Here is a 19,832-nt window from a genome sequence, read left to right on the forward strand (position 1 = left end):
CGGTGCGTAAGCGATTGTTTGAGTTGGTGCGTCTCTCGGACCATGCACTGAGCCGAGATGACTGCGCCCAAGAGCTTGACCTGCCCAAGAGCACGGTCCGAGTCCACCTTGACCGCTTGGTGCACGAACAGCTTTTGCTGGTGGAGTTTCGCAAGGTCGGGGAGCGAACAGGCCCCGGCTCCGGCCGTCCCACCAAGTTGTATACCGCCGCGCGCCATGAGGTCGGTGCCTCCGTGCCGCCGAGACACTACGACCTGGTCGCGCAATTGCTTGCGGCTGCCGTTCACCGCTCAATTGACGGACCGGTGGGCATTGAGCAAGCCTTGGCGGAGGTGGCCCGTGATGAAGGCAGGCGTCTGGGGGAGCAGTCCGGGAGCATTCACGAGCTCCTAGTCAGTACCGGCTACGATCCCCAACCTGATGGTGAGGGCGGCACCGTCATGGCCAACTGCCCCTTCCACAGGCTCTCGCTGGAGCATGCGGGTGTGGTGTGTTCACTCAACGGGGCGCTGCTTCGTGGCGCCCTTGACGGATGTGGCGATTCACGCCATGACCTCGCACCGGATCCCGAAGTTTCCCACTGCTGTGCCCGGCTGATTCAAAAGGAACTTTAAGCAGTTCCGGCGGCCACCGTGAGAGGTGACCGCCGGAAATAGTGGGAACTGAAGACTTAGAGGACTGCCTGCAAGGCGTCCACAATGCCCTCACCGTAGTAGCTGTTGTTACGCACGGAACCGGTGCATTCGGAGCCGGTGGGTGTCGCCGAAGGCATGCACACGTGATCCTCGGATTGCTTGCGCAGCTCGGAGATCAACTGATTGGGCTTCCACCCTGGGTGTGCGGACTTCATCAGGGCCAGCACGCCGGCAACCTGTGGTGAAGCCATTGAGGTGCCGCTGAGCAGACCGTAGGTGTTGTTCGGCAGCGTGGACAGGATGCGGGATCCGGGCGCCGCTACGTCAATCACGTTCAGGCCGCGGTTGGAGAAGGAGGAGAGCTTTCCGGCTTGATCCGTGGAAGCCACGGTCACCACGCCTTCCATCTCGGTGGGAATGTCCTTGCAACCATTGTTGATCTGGCGCTCAATACCGGCCACGTCGTTCGGGCTGACGTTATCGGTGGTCTTGTTAGCCAGGTCGTAAGAGGCATTTCCGGCAGCGGCCGCGTGAACAACGCCCTGCTTTGTTGACCACTTCACGGCACGCTCAACGGCGTCGAGGACTGCCTTCTGATCGGGCTGATCGCCGCACCAGAACTGCATGGGGTCAATGTAGTAGCTGTTGTTGGTGACATCCATGCCCTTCATGCCCGCCCACATGAAGCCGCAGATGGCGTATTCCGGATAGATCGAACCGGCGTCGTTGACCACCTTCACCGAAGCCATCCGCGCGTTGGGTGCCACGCCGACAATGCCAACACCGTTGCGGGCCGCGCCGATGATCCCGGCGACATGGGTTCCATGGGATGACGTGGTGGGGAACCAGCCTGTGGGCGAGGTGTCCGGCCGTCCGGCATCGGTGCAGTTGACCGAGTTGGCAACGTCAATATTGGCCGCAAGGTCCGGGTGGTTCGGATCGATGCCGCTGTCCAAAACGCCAACCAGGACATCGGGTGAACCGTCTGTGATTTGGTGCGCCTGGTCTGACTTGATCTGAACCTGGCTCCACTGCTCGCCTTCGCGCGGATCTGCTGCAGCGCCGTCGAACGTGGCGTCTCCGTAGAGCAGATCGGTGTTGGCAAGTTGCTTGCTGCGCAGGGCCGGGGCCTTCTGCCACGGGGTGGCAATGCCGTCGGGGGTACCCTCGGCCACGGTGATGGTGCGGGTTGCGCCCACCGACTCCACGGCTGATTTTCCGAACTTCAGGACGTCCTTGCGGAAGTTGGCTCGATCCGATTGAACAATGACCACACCGATCTCGGGCCATTGCTGGACCGCGACGCCGCCGGCTGCCTCAACGGCCTTCACCGCGTCCTTGGTCTTGTTGGCGTTGGCGGCCTTTGCGTTGACCACGTAGCTCATAAGTTGGCCGTCTGCTGCGGGAAATTCAACGGGTGTGGACTGGTTGGCCGGCGGCGCGGCCATGGCGCTGCCGCCGATCAATGTGGTTGCAGCCAGGGCCACTGCGCACAGGGCAGCAGCCGTGGTGCGGCGGAAAAATGCTTTGTGCATGGGTTAATCCCCCCGGGATCATTGTGTGATGTGGGACACCCCGATCCTGCCATTGAGGGCAGATGTTGACAAGCTCGATGCCGTAGAATTGAGCTGTGCCCGTGTATCTAGATCACGCGGCGACCACGCCTATTTCGGCCCCGGCCCTCGCCGCACTCACCTCCGTTATTGCCCATAGCGGCAATCCGTCGTCCCTGCATGGTGCCGGCCGCCGTGCCCGTGCCACGGTGGAAGCTTCGCGCGAGACGTTGGCGCAGGCCGCTGGCGCCCACCCCACCGAGGTCATATTCACCTCCGGCGGAACCGAGGCGGACAACCTTGCCGTCAAGGGCCTTTTTTGGTCCCGCAATGCCGCCGATCCTGCACGTACCCGTATCTTGGTCTCCAGTGTGGAGCATGCGGCGGTGCAGGACACCGTCGAATGGCTGGATAAGCACGAGGGCGCCGAGGCGATCTGGCTGCCCGTCGACGCCGCCGGAATCCTTGACCTGGCCGCACTGGAAAATGAATTGGCCGACGGCGGAGCCGACTCGGTCGCACTTCTCACCTGCATGTGGGCCAACAACGAAGTCGGAACTGTCCAGCCCATCGCCGAGATCGTGACCCTTGCGAGCCGTTATGGCATCCCCGTCCACTCCGACGCCGTCCAGGCCTTCGGCTCCATCCCAGTGAACTTCAAGGAATCCGGTCTGGCTGCGATGTCCATCAGCGGGCACAAGATCGGCGGACCTGTTGGCGTTGGGGCGCTGCTACTGGGCCGCGCCGTGAAGCTAACGCCGGTGCAGCACGGAGGCGGGCAGGAACGCTCTGTTCGCTCCGGCACCTTGGACACCGCCGGCATTGCAGCCTTCGCAGCAGCCGCCCAAGACGTCACCAGCAACCTTGCCTCGGAGCATGCCAGAATTTCCGGGCTCCGTGACGCCATCATCGCCGCAGTTCGCGAATTGGTTCCCGAAGCCGTCCTCCGCGGCGTCGACCCGGCCGGCAACCCGGACGGTCGTCTTCCTGGCAACGCCCATTTCACCTTCCCCGGCTGCGAGGGAGATTCCCTCCTGTTCTTGCTGGACATGGCTGGCATTGAATCCTCCACAGGTTCCGCTTGCACCGCCGGAGTGCCCCGCCCTTCCCACGTCCTCTTGGCCATGGGACTGGACGAAGACACGGCACGTGGCGCACAACGCTTTAGTTTGGGGCATACATCCAGCGAGAAAGACGTTGAAGCCTTTGTGGCCGCGTTGCCGCAAGCACACGCGCGCGCAAAAGCAGCTGGCATGGCCGGGCATCAATCGTCCATCCAAACCGCGAGCACACAGTAGTTTCGGTCCGGGGGTGCCAGAGCCTCCGCCTGACAGGGACCCCCGCTTCGCGGACGCCCGAAGCCGCTGCCGTTGCGGTTGGCAACGCACGACTTGATTTTTTTGTTTCAACTGAAAGGTACGTAATGCGAGTATTGGCCGCAATGAGTGGTGGAGTTGACTCTGCCGTCGCCGCAGCCCGCGCGGTGGATGCCGGGCACGACGTCGTCGGCGTTCACCTGGCGCTCTCCCGCATGCCCGGAACCCTGCGCACCGGCAGCCGTGGCTGTTGCACCGTGGAGGATTCCAATGACGCGTGGCGAGCCTGCGATCTGCTTGGCATTCCGTACTACGTGTGGGACTTCTCCGAACGGTTCAAGGAGGATGTGGTCCAGGACTTCATCGACGAATACGCCGCGGGACGCACACCCAATCCGTGCATGCGCTGCAATGAGCGGATCAAGTTTGCGGCCCTGCTGGAGAAGGCCATCGCCCTGGGCTTCGACGCCGTCTGCACGGGCCACTATGCCAAGGTCATCACCGACACCGACGGCAACCCGGAGCTGCACCGCGCCGCTGACTGGGCCAAGGACCAGAGCTACGTGTTGGGTGTGTTGACCCATGAGCAGCTCAAGCACTCCATGTTCCCGCTGGCCGACACGCCGTCCAAGGCTGAGGTTCGCGCCGAGGCGGAAGCCCGCGGCCTGTCGGTGGCCAAGAAGCCCGACAGCCACGACATCTGCTTCATTCCCGACGGTGACACGGCGGGTTGGTTGGCCGAGAAGATTGAGATGACCGACGGCGAGATCGTCGACGAAAGCGGCGCACGCGTTGGCGGGCATACGGGCTCCAACCAGTTCACGGTGGGCCAGCGCCGCGGCCTGAAGCTCGGCACCCCGGCAGCCGACGGCAAGCCACGCTTTGTGTTGGAGATTCGCCCCAAGGAAAACAAGGTCATCGTCGGCCCGCACGCACTGTTGGCCATCGACGAGATCAAGGGCATCAAGGTCTCTTGGGCCGGGTTGCCCATCGCCGAGGTCGCCACCGGTGCCGAGTTCGACTGCTACGCCCAGGTCCGTGCGCACGGCGACCCCGTCCCGGCACGCGCATATGTCACGGAGGCAACGGACGACGGTGTTTCCCGCCAGCTCCTCAATGTCACCTTGGTGGAGCCGCTGCGCGGCGTGGCGCCCGGACAGACCATCGTCTTGTACCAGGGATCCCGCGTACTCGGGCAGGCAACGATCGACACGGCACGTTCCCTGGCACGCCCCGAACTCCCGTAACTAGACGCCGCACCACCTTCTGGGCTTGTTGTAAACGCCCCGGCGCAAAGGTGGTGCGGCGTTTGTGTTTTTTGGCCCGAAGGCGGTGCGGTCAAGACACATCAGCGCAGCGCTTGTGGGGCAGGCGTAAACTTCCAGTACAGGTGACTTGGCTCACGGAAGGTTTACATCATGCCCCCGCACACAATTCCCAATCCACTCCAATTTCTCGGCAATGCACTTAATCAGTGCTCTGAAGTTATTAGCTCCATTGCTGCAAGCCAGGCAACCTGGCCAACCCCTTGTGCAGATTGGAGCGTTCAAGACCTCCTGCATCACCTGGTGGTCCAGGATTTGCATAACTACACCGTGATGGCCCGCGGTCACCATATTGACCCGATGGCATCGACGGCAACAGTGGGTGCGGACTGGTCAACGCGATTCAGCGATGGTGCAGCCCTGCTGATGCGAGCCTGGTCAACCGCTGATCTCAGTGCCCAGGTTGCCCTGCCTGGTGGGGGGGAGGCGCCACTGCGCAGCCGCATCGGTCTGCAAATCGCCGAGTTCACCGTTCACTCATGGGACTTGGCCAAAGCTACCGGTGTGCCCGTCATCTTGGATCCGGTGCTGGCCGATCAATCACTGGCATGGTCCCAGCGCATGATGAAACCCGAATATCGAGGTCTTGATCGCGGCATTGGCCCGGAGGTTCAGGTGCCCCTCGCCTCGGACGCCTACACCAAGCTCGCCGGGTGGTTTGGGCGCAATCCGCATTTCCAGCCTGGACCGCGTGCGGCATCACTTAGATAATTGGCGGGTGCGTCGTGTACCCGTTGGTAACCTTCTGGTTGCAACTTGGCGATTGATGCAGGCCGGTGCGTGGAAGTCTGATAGATATTGACTATCAGGCGCGTGTTTTGGATCACAACATGGTGTGTTTTCCACTACATGCAACGCACAAGAGAAAGTTTGCTGATGGCTAAGAATATGTTTGGGTTCAAGTCGGTTATTGCCCTCGCGGGCGTCTCCGTCTTGGCCATGACCGCATGCACGGGCCCCGCAGGCGACGGCGGTACCGAAAGCGGTGGCGCCACAGGCGCACCGGTTGTTGTTGGTACGACCGACAAGACCACCTTTCTGGATCCGGCTGGTTCCTACGACAACGGTTCCTTCATGGTCATGAACCAGATCTACCCGTTTGTGCTGAACTCAGCACCGGGCAGCGCCGATCCCAAGCCGGACATTGCCGAGTCGGCCGAGTTCACTTCACCCACCGAATACACGGTCAAGCTCAAGGCCGGATTGAAGTGGGCCAACGGCACGGAACTCGATTCCAAGGACGTGAAATTCTCTTTCGATCGTCAGCTCAAGATCAACGACCCCAAGGGCCCGGCCTCACTCTTGGGCAACCTGGCCAGCGTTGAGGCCCCCGATGCCACCACTGTGGTCTTCAAGCTCAAGGTTGGCAACGACCAGACATTCCTGCAGGTACTGACAAGCCCGGCAGGGCCCATCGTTGACGATTCGGTTTTCAGCGCCGATGCCGTCACCACGGATGAAGACATTGTCGCGGGAAAATCCTTCGCAGGACAGTTCACGATTGATTCGTTCAAGAAGAACGAGCTCATCTCCTTCAAGAAATACCCGGATTACAAGGGCCTGTTGGGTGCGCCCAAGTCGGATTCTGTCACCATCAAGTACTACGCAGATTCCAACAACCTGAAACTGGACGTTCAGAAGGGCAACATCGACGTCGCATGGCGCAGCCTGACCGCAACTGACATCGACAGCCTCAAGTCCGACAAGAACGTCAAGGTAGATGTGGGACCCGGTGGCGAGATCCGCTACATTGTCTTCAACTTCGACACCATGCCGTTTGGCACCAAGACCGAAAACGCTGACGCAGCCAAGTCGCTGGCAGTACGCCAGGCAATGGCGAACTCCATTGACCGGGCCAAGATTGCAGACCAGGTCTACAAGGGCACCTATCTGCCGCTGTACTCGCCGGTCCCCGCCGGATTCACCGGAGCCATTGAGCCGCTGAAGGCCGAATACGGTGACGGCAATGGCGCACCAGATGTTGCCAAGGCAACCAAGGCGCTGGCCGATGCCGGTGTGGAAACACCCGTAACCCTTGACCTGCAGTACAATCCGGATCACTACGGCTCCTCTTCAGGTGATGAGTATGCCGCAATCAAGGCACAACTGGAAGCAACCAAGCTGTTCAAGGTGAACCTGCAGTCCACCGAATGGGTTTCCTACTCGGATCAGCGTGTCAAGGATGTGTACCCCATGTACCAGTTGGGTTGGTTCCCCGACTACTCCGATGCCGATAACTACCTGACACCGTTCTTCAGCAAGAACAACTTCCTGAGCAACCACTACGACAACCCCGATGTCCAAAAGATGATCACCGACCAGGTGACCACAACAGACGCTGCGGCCCGTACCAAGTTGCTCGAAGAGATTCAGACGGCCGAAGCCAAGGACCTCTCCACCCTGCCGTTGCTGCAGGGAGCCCAGGTTGCTGTTTCCAGCGTCAGTGTCAAAGGCACGGCGGACACCCTGGATGCATCGTTCAAGTTCCGTTTGGGCGTTTTGTCCAAGTAATGCCGCCCGGCACTACATCAGGACATACACGGAATCTGGCAAAAAGGCGGGGCTTTCTTCCAAAGGATGCCCCGCCTTTTTGCACGGTCCCAAGACGCACCCAAGAGAATGCAACAAGAGAAATAGGCGCACATGACCGCATTGATTGACCTGCCGGTGGAAGACCCCGCCGCTCGGGTGCCCAAACGCAAGAACAAGTCCGGCGGCAGCCTGGGCAAATACCTTGCCATCCGCTTTGTTTTGATTTTCCCCACGATCTTCATCCTCGTCACCATGGTGTTCTTCCTGATGCGGCTCACCGGCGATCCCATTTCGGCGGCGCTAGGGGACAGGCTCCCGCCCGACCAACTGGCCATCCGAGTTCACGAGGCCGGCTATGACAGGCCACTTTTCGTCCAGTATCTGGAGTACCTCGGCCAAATTGCCACCGGCAATTTTGGGCGCACCATCTCCGACAATCTCTTGATCTCGGACATGCTGGCCAGCTACGGCACTGCCACTTTGGAACTGGCAATCAACTCCCTGGTTGTGGCCCTGGCGATCGGAATCCCGGTGGGCATGTTGGCCGCTTACAAGCGGGACAAGTGGCAAGATGCCATCTCCCGCGTACTTGCCATTGCCTTTTACGCAACACCCGTGTTTTTTGCCGGGCTGCTGCTGAAGCTGGTTTTCGCTGTCTGGTTGGGCTGGTTGCCCGTGGCCGGACGCGCCTACATCACCACCGAAATCGCCATGACGCAACTCGAGGCGCCCACCGGAATCTACTGGCTGGATGCGTTGCGCAGTGGCAATATGAACGCTTTTTGGGACGTTGTCCAACACTCGATTCTGCCCGCTGTAGCCCTCGGTCTGCTCACCGCCGGGATCTTCCTGCGCCTGGTCCGCACCAATGTGATTGGCACACTGAGCAAGGACTATGTTGAGGCCGGGCGTTCACGCGGTGTCAGCGAATACCGCCTCCTGACCAAGCATGCCTACAAGCCGGCGTTGATTCCCATCATCACTGTCATGGGCCTGCAGATCGCGCTATTGCTCGGTGGCGCCGTCCTGACCGAGACAACCTTTGAATGGAAAGGGCTCGGATTCCAGCTGGCTCACTACCTGACTGCGCGTGACTTTGTTGCTGTGCAAGGCATCGTGGCATTGCTCGCCGTTATTGTGGCCTTCACCAACTTCATAGTTGATGTCATCGCAGCACTGATCGACCCGAGGGTGAGGTACTAACCATGGAGACGAAGAAGTCGCTGTTTAGCCGCCTGCCCATCGTTTCCCAGCTCAAGAAAAGCATGGGACTCCAACGCGGAATGCTCGTGGCCGGCATCGTCATGACCCTGATTTTCCTGTTGACCGCAGCCCTTGCCCCGTTGCTTGCGCCCTACAGCGCAAGCGAACGCTTCGATGCAACTCAGGCACCGCCGTCGTCCGACCACCTCTGGGGAACCACAGCGGGAGGTTACGATGTCTTCTCCCGCACCATCTGGGGCGCCCAAACCGCGTTCTTGGTGATTGTGGTGGCCGTGGCCCTCTCAATCTTCCTTGGCGTCATCCTTGGCTTGCTCTCCGGATACATTGGAGGGTGGCTCGACCGGATCCTGGTGGTCGTGGCCGATGCCATCTACGCCTTTCCCACGTTGTTGTTGGCAATGGTGATGTCCATTGCCATCAGCCAGGGACGCTCCGACATGTGGTCGGGTATCTTCTCCGCGGCGATCTCCATCACCGTCGTATTCATCCCGCAGTACTTCCGCGTGATCCGGGCCGAAACCATCCGCCTGAAGGCTGAACCATTTGTGGAATCGGCCATTGTGGTGGGTGCCTCGAGCGTGCGGATCATGGCCAGGCACATCTACAAGAATGCCACTCGTACGCTGCCCCTGATCTTCACACTCAATGCCTCCGAGGCCATCTTGACGTTGGCGGGCCTGGGATTCCTGGGCTTTGGCATTGAGCCATCATCGGCCGCTGAATGGGGTTACGACCTCAACCATGCACAGTCCGATGCCACCTCCGGAATTTGGTGGACGGGTGTGTTCCCTGGTGCTGCGATCGTGCTCACGGTGCTGGGCCTGACCCTTTTGGGCGAATCCATGAATGACCTCAACGATCCGCGGCTTCGCGGGCGCAAACGGGTGCAGAAAAAGGCCCGCAAAAACAACGGCAAGAACAAGAAGGAGTTGGTGGACGCATGAGCCACTCCACAGAAAACAAGGGCACCGCACCCAAGGGTGAGGCCATGCCTCGGCCGGTCCTTGACATTGCAGACTTGAAAATAACGTTTGCGACCGATCAAGGGGATGTCGAGGCCGTCAAGGATGTCTCCTTTGCCGTAGCACCGGGCGAGATCGTGGCCATCGTGGGCGAGTCCGGCTCTGGCAAAACCGTCACGGCCAAGGCCATTTTGGGGTTGTTGCCGGAGACTGCACAGAGCAGTGGCGCCGTGGTGATCAGCGGCAACAACGTCATCACTGTCAGCCCGCGCCAGCTGCGCCAGATTCGTGGCCGGGATGTGGCCATGGTGTTCCAAGAGCCATCCACCGCGTTGAATCCTGTCTATACGGTGGGTTGGCAGATCGCCGAGGGGCTGCGTGCCCACCGGCCCGAAGGCAAGCGCGTGGGCAGGAAGGAAGCACGCAAGCTGGCCATCGAGGCGCTGGCCAAGGTGGGCATCCCGGATCCTGAAAAACGGGTTGACTACTACCCCCACCAGTTCTCCGGTGGACAGAAACAACGTGTTGTCATCGCCGCAGCCCTGGCCCTGAACCCGGGCCTGATTGTGGCCGATGAACCCACCACTGCCCTTGACGTCACAGTGCAGGCCGAGATCCTGGAACTGCTGCGGGACCTGCGCGATCGCTACGGCACCTCGATTGTACTGATCACGCACAACATGGGGGTCGTGGCCGACCTCGCTGACCGCGTAGTTGTCATGTTTGCCGGTGACGTGGTGGAGGAAGCCACCGCCGAGGTGCTCTTTGCGGCGCCGAAGCAGGACTACACGAAGAAGTTGTTGGCCGCAGTGCCGCACCTGGGCCGCAATTCGGCCTCGGCTGGTTTCACTGGGCGTGCATTCCAGGACAAGGAAGTTCTTGTCCGGGCCACGGATCTTGAAATTGAGTACCCTGGCCGCTTGGGCAGCCCGGCTTTCAAGGCCGTGGACAAGGTCTCCTTCACCATTGGTGCCGGTGAGGTGTTTGGGTTGGTGGGTGAATCGGGTTCGGGCAAAACCACCATTGGCCGTGCCATCGCGGGGCTGAACCGTACAACGGGTGGTTCCTTGAACGTGCTGGGGTACGAGATGCTCAACTACAAGGAGCGCACCTTCCGGCCCCTGCGCAAGGACATTGGCTTCGTGTTCCAGGATCCCGCGGCTTCCTTCAATCCGCACCTGACCATTGGCGAGTGTGTGGCCGAGCCCCTGCTCATCCATACGGATTTGTCGAGGGCGGCGGTCATTAAAAAGGTGGAGGATCTGCTGGAATCGGTGCAGCTGCCGCGTGCCTATGCAAAGCGGTTCCCGCATGAGCTCTCGGGCGGGCAACGCCAGCGCGCCTCCCTTGCCCGGGGTCTGGCGCTGGATCCCAAGCTCCTTATCGCGGATGAACCTACCTCGGCCCTTGACGTCTCAGTTCAGGCCAAGGTGCTTGAACTCTTCCGAGAGATCCAGACCGAGCTTGGCTTCGCAGCCCTGTTCATCAGCCACGATCTGGCCGTCGTGGACATTTTGGCACAGTGGGTTGGGGTGCTTTACAAGGGAAAAATGGTGGAGCAGGGCATTGGCAACGAGATCATGGGCAATCCGAAGGACGCCTACACCCAGCGCCTGATCGCCTCGCTGCCTGTGCCCAACCCTGCCGAGCAGGCGCAGCGGCGGGCCGCCCACCAAGCCTTGATTGCGGCAAAGTAGGCAAAAGTTAAGAGCAGCGCACTTGGGCGGTGCCCGGCGTGGACAGGAGTTTTGTCCGCCCCGTGCACCGCCTAAACTGTCCCTATGACCGAACCGAGCCAAACGCAGCATTTGTCCATCGAAGACTTTGATCCGGCCGCCAGTTCCCTCTCTGGTTCAGTAGATCCGGCCGTCATGGCCGAGCTCCTGTCCATCCGCTCAAGCATCGACAACTTCGATGCGACGCTTGTTTATCTGTTGGCCGAACGGTTCAAGGCAACCCAGCGCGTGGGTATCCTCAAGGCCAAGCACCAGCTGCCGCCGGGTGACCCCAACCGCGAGAAGGCACAGATTCAGCGCCTTCGTGCCCTCGCCGAATCGGCCAACCTGGACCCTGCATTCGCGGAAAAGTTCCTGAACTTCATCATCAGCGAGGTCATTCACCACCACCAAGCTATTTCGGAGAGCCACTCTGCCGTGGCGGCCACGGGCGTGGTTCCCGTGGTGAGCCTTGATGGTCAGGGCTTTGTGGCTCAAACGGACGACGGCGGCACCCAGACCAAGTGAGCGCCTCACCCAACGTTTCTCCCCAACAAGTCACCGTTACCTCCCTTGGGGCTTGGCCAGGCACTGATCCTGTCGAGGCGGCCAAGGTTTCCCTGGGCCTGTTGACCAGTCCCCATCTGCCGTGTCTGGCGGAGCTCCCCGCCCGCGGGGTTGGCTCGGATGCCGTGGGCCGCACCGCCTCACTGCTTCTTGAACTCCCCGTTGACGTTCAACCGTATGGTTGGCGGTTTGTTGACCGGTCCGGTCACGACCACCGCCGGGCCGTTTCGGCGCTGTCCACAGACGTCAACGTTCTTGCCGACGTTGCCGGTGCCGGTGACATCACTCCGGCCGAGTTGAAAGTTCAGGTCATGGGGCCCGTGTCTCTCGCGGCGGCCATTCACCTTCACTACGGTGAGCGTGCCTTGCGAGATCACGGAGCCCGCCGCGACATCGCCCAATCTTTGGCGGCCGGACTGGCCGTGCACGCGCAGAAGGTGCAGGCGGCAGTGCCTGGTTCGGCCCTCATCTTGCAGATTGATGAACCAAGCGCAGCCCCAGCCCTCGCTGGCACCATTCCCACGGCGTCCGGTTACCGAACCTTGCGATCCATCCCGGCCTCGGAACTGCGCACTACATGGAGCACGCTGGTGGCGGCGGCCCGCGAAGCCGGCTTCGCCCAAATTGCGATCAACCTGGCCCCGGCCGAATCCCTTGGTGCGTCCGCGTCCGTGACCGGCGGGCCTGGATCCGACGACGTGAAGTCTGCCGAGGCTAGGGCGTGGCGCAAGGCCTTGGAAACCGCGCTTGAATCCGGCGTCGACGCGGTGGCTCTTCCGCTGAACGAGCTGGATACGGGGCATTGGGAAATGCTGGCCAGCGCCATTGAGTCCGGCCTTGGCGTGTGGGCTGGTACGGTACCGGGGCGCAGCGGGGCAGTGCCGCCGTCGTACTCCATTTTGGCGGAACGAATCATGCGTCCTTGGCGTGGTTTGGGGCTGGGTGAAACCTTGTTGAACCAGCTGCGGATCACTCCCGAGACATCACTTGCCGGGGTATCGCCCCAGGAGGCGCGGACGGTTCTGAATCGCGCCCTCGAGGTGGCCGAAAGATTGAGCGAGATTCGTTACCTTTAGTTGGCCTGTGATTAATTCTCGCACCCTATGATTGCCTTCTAACGGTCTGAACAAGGGGGATCTGGGGCATGGTTCGAGGCAGTATTTTACGGGTGCTTGTGACGGTTGCGGCGATTTCTGTTGGCGTGGTGGGCATGGGACCGAGTGGGGCACTGCCGCGAACGGGCGGGATCTCCATTGCGGATGCGGCGCCAGAAGCCACTCCCACAGCCTCGGCTGCCCCCACCATTGCCGACCGCAATGCCGTGCCCGACGGCGGCCGGGCCCAGGCTGGGGACCCCAAGGACGAGGTCACCACGATTTGGGACCTTCCTGCCGGCTCGCTGATCTTGAACCCGGTGTCTGGGCGGCAGGAAGTCATCGACCCCGAGATTGCCCGCTCTGCCGTGCTGATTGGCGATTCGCAGTCCGCTGGCGCCCTTGGCGTCAAGCCGGCCGACACGTGGGTGGAACGGGGCTTGTCCGCACGCGGCTACAAGGTGCAGTTCATGGGAGCAGGGGGTATCGGGTTCACGGCCACCACGTCCTGGGCCAGCAACTACCCGGACTCGCTGGAGAGCGGCAAAATGATCCTTCCGTACGGCAACCCCGCGCTCGTAGTAGTCCAAGGTGGAGGTAACGACGCCTCAGCAGGTGCCAGTGATGCGGCGATCCTCTCCAATGCCGAGAGGCTGCTGCGTGCGTTGAAGGCCAGCTACCCGGAGTCAAAATTCTTATTCATTGGCACGCTCGCCCGCGGCAATCATGCCGGCGGACGGCGCACCGAGGTGGATACTTTGCTGGCCGGATTTGCCCAACGCAATGGCGTCCCCTTCGTTAGCGCTGGAGACTGGCTGACCCGGTACGGCATGACCAACAAGATGGCCGACGGCGTTCACCTCACTGCCAGCGGCCACAAGGAACTCTCCCAGGTCCTCGCCTCGGAACTGAAGGCGCTCGGCTTGCAGGGGCCCAACCTGACCCGTTGAGCCATGGCGAGAGCACGCCTGCCCGCGGCGGGTCTTAGAGGCGTCCGGCTGCTTTGAGCCTGATATACATGTCAGCAAGTTGTGGGGGGAGTTCCAGCGGCGCAGCGTCAACCACTTCCACCCCCTTTTGCTTGAGGATGGCTGTAATGGCGGCCCGGCGATTGAGAGCGTGTTCGGCGGCCGCCGCTCGGTACACCGATGTGGTGGAGCTGCGGTCCAACCGGGCTTGATCGACGGCGGGATCGCGTACGGCCGCCACGACCACAACATGCTTCTGTGCCAGGTTCGTTGCCAAGGGGATCAACCCTTCCTCGGCCGCGCCTGCATCGAGGGAAGTTACCAAAACCACTAGCGCACGGTGCGCCGTGACGGAGCGGATCTGCCCGGACACGGCTTGGGTGTTGAGCTCGATCAGTTCAGGTTGAAGTGGCGCGAGTGCCTGCACCATGGCGTTGAGCATATTGCCCTTGCCGGTGGAGGAAACCTTGGCTCGGACCCGGCGGTCATAGGCGATCAAGCTAACTCGGTCACCTCCACGTTCGGCTAGCACCGCCAGTAACAAGGAGGCTTCAATCCCGGAGTCCAGTGCGGTTTCGTCGTCAATGCGGGAGGCCGAGGTGCGTGAGGAATCCAGGACAATGACTACACGACGGTCGCGTTCGGGACGCCACGTGCGCACCACAACATCGCGCCGTCGAGCCGTGGCGCGCCAGTCAATGGAGCGGACGTCGTCGCCGCGAACATAGTCGCGCAAGGAATCGAATTCCGTGCCGGCTCCACGGATCTGCACGGCAGCCCGGCCGTCGAGTTCACGCAATTTGCGCAGCTTGGAAGGGAGATGACGCTTGGAATGGAACGGTGGCAGGACCCGCAGCGTGCCGGGGGAGGCAATGCTGCTTTGCCGGGCCACCATGCCGAGAGGGCCAAAGGATCTGATCGTGACATGGTGTGTCAGGAGGTCCCCGCGCCGCGTCGGTGCCAGCCCAATCGTCAGCGCAGCCCGTTCGCCGGGGCGAATGGACACCGCTTGCAGGGCGTTCGCCGCGCCGGCCGAGGGCTGCCACCCATCCCTGATCCTTCCTCGCAGGGGCCGGCGGGATTCATTGGCAAGATGCAGCACCGCCGAACTAGCCTCACCCAGACGGACCCCGGTCGGGAGCGTGCGGCGCACGGCAACCGTCCGTGGCGAGGCGGCCAGAACCAAATCAAAGACTGTGGCGAGGACCAGCACGCCGAGTGCCAGCAGCCACGTCAGGGCTCCGGGCAGGGCAATGATGGGCACCAGCGCCGCCAGTGCCAAATAAAAGAACCTGCCCGAAATTGCCATAGTTTTGTGCGTCCGTTGTCGAAAAATCGGTGAATCAGCGGGGAACCGGCACAGTGGCCAAGATGGATTGGAGAATGCCGTCCACGGCAACTCCGTCCATCTCGGCCTCGGGCCGCAGGGCAACCCTGTGCCGCAGCGTTGGCAATGCCAATGCCTTGATGTCATCAGGAGTGACGAAGGTGCGTCCCGAGAGCCAGGCATAGGCACGGGCGGACTTCAGGATGGCCGTGGCACCGCGAGGTGAGACACCCAGCTGGAACGATGGCGCCGTGCGGGTTGCGCGGACAAGGTCTACAACGTAGGCCAGAATTTCTCCAGCCACGGCTACTTGCGCAACTTCCATGCGGGCTTGGGCGAGCTCGGTGGCGCCGGCCACGGGTCGTACCCCAGCCGCGTGCAGATCCTGCGGATCAAAGCCCAGGCTGTGCCGGCGGATGACCTCAATCTCTTCATCGCGGCTGGGCAGGTCCATGGTGAGTTTGAGGAGGAAACGGTCAAGTTGAGCCTCGGGAAGCGGGTAGGTGCCTTCGTATTCCACGGGGTTTTGGGTTGCGGCCACCATGAAGGGAGCTGGCAGCCGGCGCGAAACCCCGTCCACCGAAACCTGGTGTTCCTCCATTGCCTCCAGCAGGGAAGCCTGGGTTTTCGGCGGGGTTCGATTGATCTCGTCGGCCAACAGAATGTTGGTGAAGACGGGCCCTTCGCGGAAGGTGAATTCCCGGGTGCTGGAATCGTAGATCAATGAGCCCGTAACATCGCCGGGCATCAGGTCCGGGGTGAACTGTACGCGCTTGGTGTCAAGGCTAAGAGCCGTTGACAGGGCCCGAACCAGGAGCGTTTTTGCCACGCCGGGGACACCTTCCAGGAGGACGTGCCCACCCGCCAAGAGGGCAATGAGCAGCCCCGTGACGGTTGCCTCCTGGCCCACAACGGCCTTGGCTACTTCGCCCCGCACAGCGAACAAGGCCCGCGCCGAAGGGCTGGCCGCCGGGTGCTGAGAGTGGCTTTGAACGTCGACAGCTGCTTCACGCATGGGGGTCGACGTCTCGAATTCTGGGTGGGGCAGGCTCATCGCTGTGCCACTTCTTCCTCTAGGGCCGTGAGTGCAACGGCCATGGACAACATTTCTTGTTCGGTGCGCGGCTCTGGGCCGAGCAGTAAATCATGCACGTGCAGTTGGCTGCGCCCCGTTGCGGCAGCCGTGGCGTCCACCACCGCTGCCGGATCGGCCGTAACTCCCAGCCTCAGGGCGTGCGCCAAACGGGTCAAGGTGGCGCGCCGCAAGGTGTGCGATGCAGTGCCCACGGCCCGCGCATCCTGATACAACCTGGCTCGTCCCGTCAAAGTTTCCGAAGCCCTGACGATGACCGGCAGCGGCTCGGTGACCAACGGCCCGTTGCGCCTTCCCTTCCACAGCATGCCAAGCACGGCCGTCAATAACAGCCACGACGACGCCGGGAAAATCCAGTCAGGCGTCAATTCGGCCAGTGACGGGGCCTTCTCGGCCACGGGAATATCCTTCACCGAGACCGTGTACCACAGCAGATTTGGTTTGCCGCCCAGCAGCCTGAAGACGAGGGCCGCATTGCCGCCATTGGCTAAATTCTGATTAATGACGACGCCGGGATTTCCTAAGGCGGCGACCTCGCCAGTGCTATTGAAGGCAAGCTGTCCAGCGGTGCCAGAACCCGCGATGAAGCAGGTTTGGGCGCCCTTGTACAGATTGATGGGAAGGCTCACCGGGGCCAGCGCACCGAGAGCGGGGGACCCGCCGTCGAGCGTCCCGGCAGCGGCGGCATCCAGGTTGGCGCACCCTGCCGCAACGGACTCTGTTGCTTTGACGGTTCCGGCACTGGCCAGCTCAGGGCTGAGCCTGACGGCCGTCAGGGGAGCGGGGGAAATGGCAACCAAGCTGCCCCTGGCATCCTGGACGGTACCGGAGAGTTCGGCCGCCTGATCGGGTGAGAGCAGGTTGTGGGGATCGTAAAACAATACGGTGCTGGTACCGATGCCGTTGGCCGTGACGGCTTCGGTGGTACTTGCCAGTGAATCCGTTGCCGTGACGTTCACACCTTGTTGACGCAGCACCTCGGCCGCCGCCCGGGCCCCGACGGGAGCCGGATTCGTGATGGAAAGCGTGCCCGTGGACTGGTTGCCGGCATTAGCCAGAATCAACCCAAGGATCGAGAGGACCACAAAGACGGCTAAGCAGATGAGCCAAAATCGGCCTTTTCGCAACACCCGGCCGACTCGTTGCGAGGTGCTGGCCTGATCAGCACGAAAGACGGGGGCCTGCGGTGTTGGCGGGGAGGATGCGGTGGTCACGACTGCACCGCCAGTGAGTCAGCTGCGTAGCGGGGCTTGCTCGCTGCGACGGCTTGATCCGTGGCCATGAGGTGGCCATACATGGCTGGGGTTGGCGGTGCATGTCCATAGCGGACGGCATTGAAGATTTCGGCACTGTGGTGCAGCGCTTCACCGTGGGCCGGAAATGCTCGCTCAAGTTCTACAGCGATTTCCATGGCCGTTCTGCCTACCGCAGGCAGGCTCACATCGCGTTCCTCGGCGGCGCGAACCATGGCGCGGAACTGCTCGCTGACGGCCGTGTGGAAGTCTCCCGACGCGGCGGCGGCCCTGGCCATGGCACGGTGTTGTTCGGCCGAAAGCATGAGCCCACCTTCGAAGACGTTCTCGGGCGTGGCGCTCCTGCGGTTGAGCCGGGGCCGGATGATGACGATGATCGCCGCAATGGCCAGGAGCACCACGCCAACGGCAATGGCTAGGGCAATATTGCCGTTGGGGGCGCTGACGTTGTTGAAGAGTTCATCAAGGGCACTTTTGATCAGGGCACCAATCTGCTCCGCAAGCCCCGGCTTGGCATCCTGGTAGACCTTGTTGGCCAGCTCTTCCTGGGCCCATTGCCTGGCTTCGTCTGCACCAGGGACAACCGGGACATCGAAAGACAGGCTCACAGAAGTGTTGGCGATGAGTCGGCCAGGCAGGGTTGCCAGGATGATCAGCGGAGACGCCATGGAATTCCGGCCTACTGCCCGTAGTTTCCGGGCTGCTGGGCGGCGGGAACAGGGGAGCCGGGGATTCCGCCGTCGTCCTTGCCCGTCTCTGATTCCTTGAGCAAGGCGATGTCGAAGCCGTCGCGGCGCATTCGCAGGTCCACATAGATCAGGGACATGACACCTGTCTGGAAGGCCAACGTGACGGCTCCAACCAATGCCCCGATCAGGCTGGCAATGCCCTGAGCAATGAAGACCGCGTTGGCCATTTGTGCGGGATCAGGCTCGGTGCCAAACATGAGCGGCACCAGGAAACTGGCCAGCATGCTCACGGGTGTCGTGATGACCGAGCCAATGACGCCGGCAATGATGGCGGCCAACATGGAGATACCGAAGGTCCGCCACCAGTTGTTGCGGGTCAGGATCCAGGATCGCTTGATGCCGGTGATCGGACCAACGTTTTCCACCACAATTGCGGCCGGGGCCAGCAGCACCTTCGTGCCAATCCAGATGGCCACAGCCACGAAGGGCAGGCTGATCAAGAGCGAAAGCGCGATGGCGCCGAGCGCGTTTCCACCACTTGCGAACGCGTCCATGCCCACAATCAGTGCCACCACAATGAGGATGTATAAAGCCATGGTGACGAAGACGACGCCAGCATACAAGAGGGCTAGCAACAGCAGGGCGCCAATGCGCGGCCTCACCAGACGCCACATCTGGCCGAACGATGTCTTGCGATTCAACACTGCCCGGAGCACCGGAATGACCAGGGCGCCCTGAAGGATCATCTGGATCACGACGGCGAGGATGCTGGTCAGCAAAAGTGACACCGAGCCGGACACGAGCCCGCCACTGAGGGAATCCAAGATTTCCGAATCCGGGGTCACGCTGGGGTCCATCGTGAGGAGATCGCCGAAGGCTTGGCCAAAAAATAGGTACATGACCACCAAAGTGACGGCCGTGGTGGCCAGCTGGAAGATCAGCGCAGAACCAAACATGGCCTTGCCGTTACGCCGTGCCGCTTGAAAGGCGCCGTCAAGAATTTCGCCCAGTCCCAGCGGCCGCAAGGGAATCACCCCCGGTTTAGGCGGGGCCACGTAGTTGTTGAAGCCGGGCTGGCCATATTGTGGGGCGGGGTAGCCGGGCTGCGGGTATTGCTGGCCCGGGAGCTGTTGTCCGAACTGCGGAGCGGGGTAGCCGGGCTGCGCGTACTGCCCCCACTGCGGCGGCTGCTGCGGTGGTAGGGGTGCGGCGTAAGGAGGCTGCGGCGCCGGCGGGGCAGGGGAGTCCTCGCCTTGTGGATCAACTGGTGGTTGCTGCGGTCCCTGCGTCATCATGCTCCCCTGAAATTGTCCCCCGGAAAGACGTTCGCGTCACGAACGTCGGGTGGTCCGTCCATCAAAGGTACTTACTTCGTGGCCCGGATCCGTTGCAAAGTTGTTTGCCTACTCCAAACCCTATCGGGAAGAAGCACTTTTGCCGCGTGGCAATCCGGCATTGCGGAAAGTTTTGCATCAAGGATGCAAGCCATTGGCGCCGGAATTGCAAGGAAAAACAAGACAAGGACCGTTCCTTGGAGCGTCGATGGGGACATTGTGCAGCTAATAGGCAAATATAGAAC

Annotated in this window: 17 protein-coding genes; 11 read left to right on the top strand and 6 right to left on the bottom strand. The window is 61.7% G+C overall.

All coding sequences use genetic code 11. The features are described 5' to 3' along the window. The first annotated feature begins 2 nt into the window (after positions 1-2). Positions 3-614 carry a helix-turn-helix transcriptional regulator gene (locus tag BLV41_RS00630; protein ID WP_244516671.1) on the top strand — a complete coding sequence of 204 codons (612 nt, stop codon included), beginning with the start codon at positions 3-5 and terminating at the stop codon, positions 612-614. Between the two features lie 56 nt (positions 615-670). Here BLV41_RS00630 and BLV41_RS00635 read toward each other — a convergent pair whose 3' ends face one another. Next, the gene (locus BLV41_RS00635; RefSeq protein WP_044575210.1) at positions 671-2,170 is read right to left on the bottom strand and encodes a S8 family serine peptidase; all 1,500 of its coding nucleotides are present in this window, start codon (positions 2,168-2,170) and stop codon (positions 671-673) included. Positions 2,171-2,265: 95 nt separating this feature from the next. Here BLV41_RS00635 and BLV41_RS00640 point away from each other — a divergent pair, with 95 nt between their 5' ends. From BLV41_RS00640 to BLV41_RS00685, 10 genes are all read left to right on the top strand, one after another. Continuing rightward, complete coding sequence (locus BLV41_RS00640; RefSeq protein WP_074709618.1) at positions 2,266-3,486, top strand: cysteine desulfurase family protein; 1,221 nt, start codon at positions 2,266-2,268, stop codon at positions 3,484-3,486. Between the two features lie 125 nt (positions 3,487-3,611). Next, positions 3,612-4,751, top strand: coding sequence for a tRNA 2-thiouridine(34) synthase MnmA (gene mnmA, locus BLV41_RS00645; protein ID WP_074709621.1), 1,140 nt, complete (start codon positions 3,612-3,614; stop codon positions 4,749-4,751). A gap of 171 nt (positions 4,752-4,922) precedes the next feature. Further along, complete coding sequence (locus BLV41_RS00650) at positions 4,923-5,540, top strand: TIGR03086 family metal-binding protein (protein WP_074709623.1); 618 nt, start codon at positions 4,923-4,925, stop codon at positions 5,538-5,540. Between the two features lie 165 nt (positions 5,541-5,705). Continuing rightward, positions 5,706-7,340, top strand: a complete 1,635-nt coding sequence (locus tag BLV41_RS00655) for an ABC transporter substrate-binding protein (RefSeq protein ID WP_074709626.1) — start codon at positions 5,706-5,708, stop codon at positions 7,338-7,340. 132 nt (positions 7,341-7,472) lie between these two features. Continuing rightward, positions 7,473-8,564: an ABC transporter permease gene (locus BLV41_RS00660; protein ID WP_074709629.1), complete on the top strand. Its 1,092-nt coding sequence runs from the start codon at positions 7,473-7,475 to the stop codon at positions 8,562-8,564. A gap of 2 nt (positions 8,565-8,566) precedes the next feature. Beyond that, a complete protein-coding gene (locus BLV41_RS00665) occupies positions 8,567-9,529 on the top strand; it encodes an ABC transporter permease (protein ID WP_074709630.1) in 963 nt (320 codons plus the stop codon). Beyond that, positions 9,526-11,244 (top strand): dipeptide ABC transporter ATP-binding protein, encoded by a 1,719-nt coding sequence (locus tag BLV41_RS00670; protein WP_074709632.1) that lies wholly within the window; start codon positions 9,526-9,528, stop codon positions 11,242-11,244. The genes BLV41_RS00665 and BLV41_RS00670 overlap by 4 nt, the downstream gene beginning before the upstream one ends. An 84-nt stretch (positions 11,245-11,328) precedes the next feature. Further along, on the top strand, positions 11,329-11,790 hold the full coding sequence (locus BLV41_RS00675) for a chorismate mutase (protein WP_083360517.1): 462 nt from the start codon (positions 11,329-11,331) through the stop codon (positions 11,788-11,790). Beyond that, positions 11,787-12,905 carry a uroporphyrinogen decarboxylase/cobalamine-independent methonine synthase family protein gene (locus tag BLV41_RS00680; protein WP_074709633.1) on the top strand — a complete coding sequence of 373 codons (1,119 nt, stop codon included), beginning with the start codon at positions 11,787-11,789 and terminating at the stop codon, positions 12,903-12,905. Before BLV41_RS00675 ends, BLV41_RS00680 begins: the two co-directional genes overlap by 4 nt. A gap of 68 nt (positions 12,906-12,973) precedes the next feature. After that, positions 12,974-13,873 carry an SGNH/GDSL hydrolase family protein gene (locus BLV41_RS00685; protein ID WP_074709635.1) on the top strand — a complete coding sequence of 300 codons (900 nt, stop codon included), beginning with the start codon at positions 12,974-12,976 and terminating at the stop codon, positions 13,871-13,873. A gap of 34 nt (positions 13,874-13,907) precedes the next feature. Here the strand turns inward: BLV41_RS00685 and BLV41_RS00690 are convergent, their stop codons facing one another. Genes BLV41_RS00690 through BLV41_RS00710 form a run of 5 tightly spaced genes read right to left on the bottom strand, consistent with a single transcriptional unit; the run spans position 13,908 to position 19,548 of the window. Continuing rightward, positions 13,908-15,200, bottom strand: coding sequence for a DUF58 domain-containing protein (locus BLV41_RS00690; RefSeq protein ID WP_074709637.1), 1,293 nt, complete (start codon positions 15,198-15,200; stop codon positions 13,908-13,910). A gap of 34 nt (positions 15,201-15,234) precedes the next feature. After that, entirely contained in the window at positions 15,235-16,233 is a 999-nt protein-coding gene (locus BLV41_RS00695; protein ID WP_074713007.1) for an AAA family ATPase, read from the bottom strand. A gap of 35 nt (positions 16,234-16,268) precedes the next feature. After that, complete coding sequence (locus BLV41_RS00700) at positions 16,269-17,525, bottom strand: DUF4350 domain-containing protein (RefSeq protein WP_074709638.1); 1,257 nt, start codon at positions 17,523-17,525, stop codon at positions 16,269-16,271. Next, positions 17,522-18,232: a DUF4129 domain-containing protein gene (locus BLV41_RS00705; RefSeq protein ID WP_083360518.1), complete on the bottom strand. Its 711-nt coding sequence runs from the start codon at positions 18,230-18,232 to the stop codon at positions 17,522-17,524. Before BLV41_RS00705 ends, BLV41_RS00700 begins: the two co-directional genes overlap by 4 nt. Positions 18,233-18,243: 11 nt before the next feature. Next, complete coding sequence (locus BLV41_RS00710; protein WP_139244163.1) at positions 18,244-19,548, bottom strand: DUF7847 domain-containing protein; 1,305 nt, start codon at positions 19,546-19,548, stop codon at positions 18,244-18,246. Positions 19,549-19,832: the final 284 nt, after the last annotated feature.

Origin of the sequence: Arthrobacter alpinus (genome assembly GCF_900105965.1) — a bacterium.
Classification (GTDB): Bacteria; Actinomycetota; Actinomycetes; order Actinomycetales; family Micrococcaceae; genus Specibacter; species Specibacter alpinus.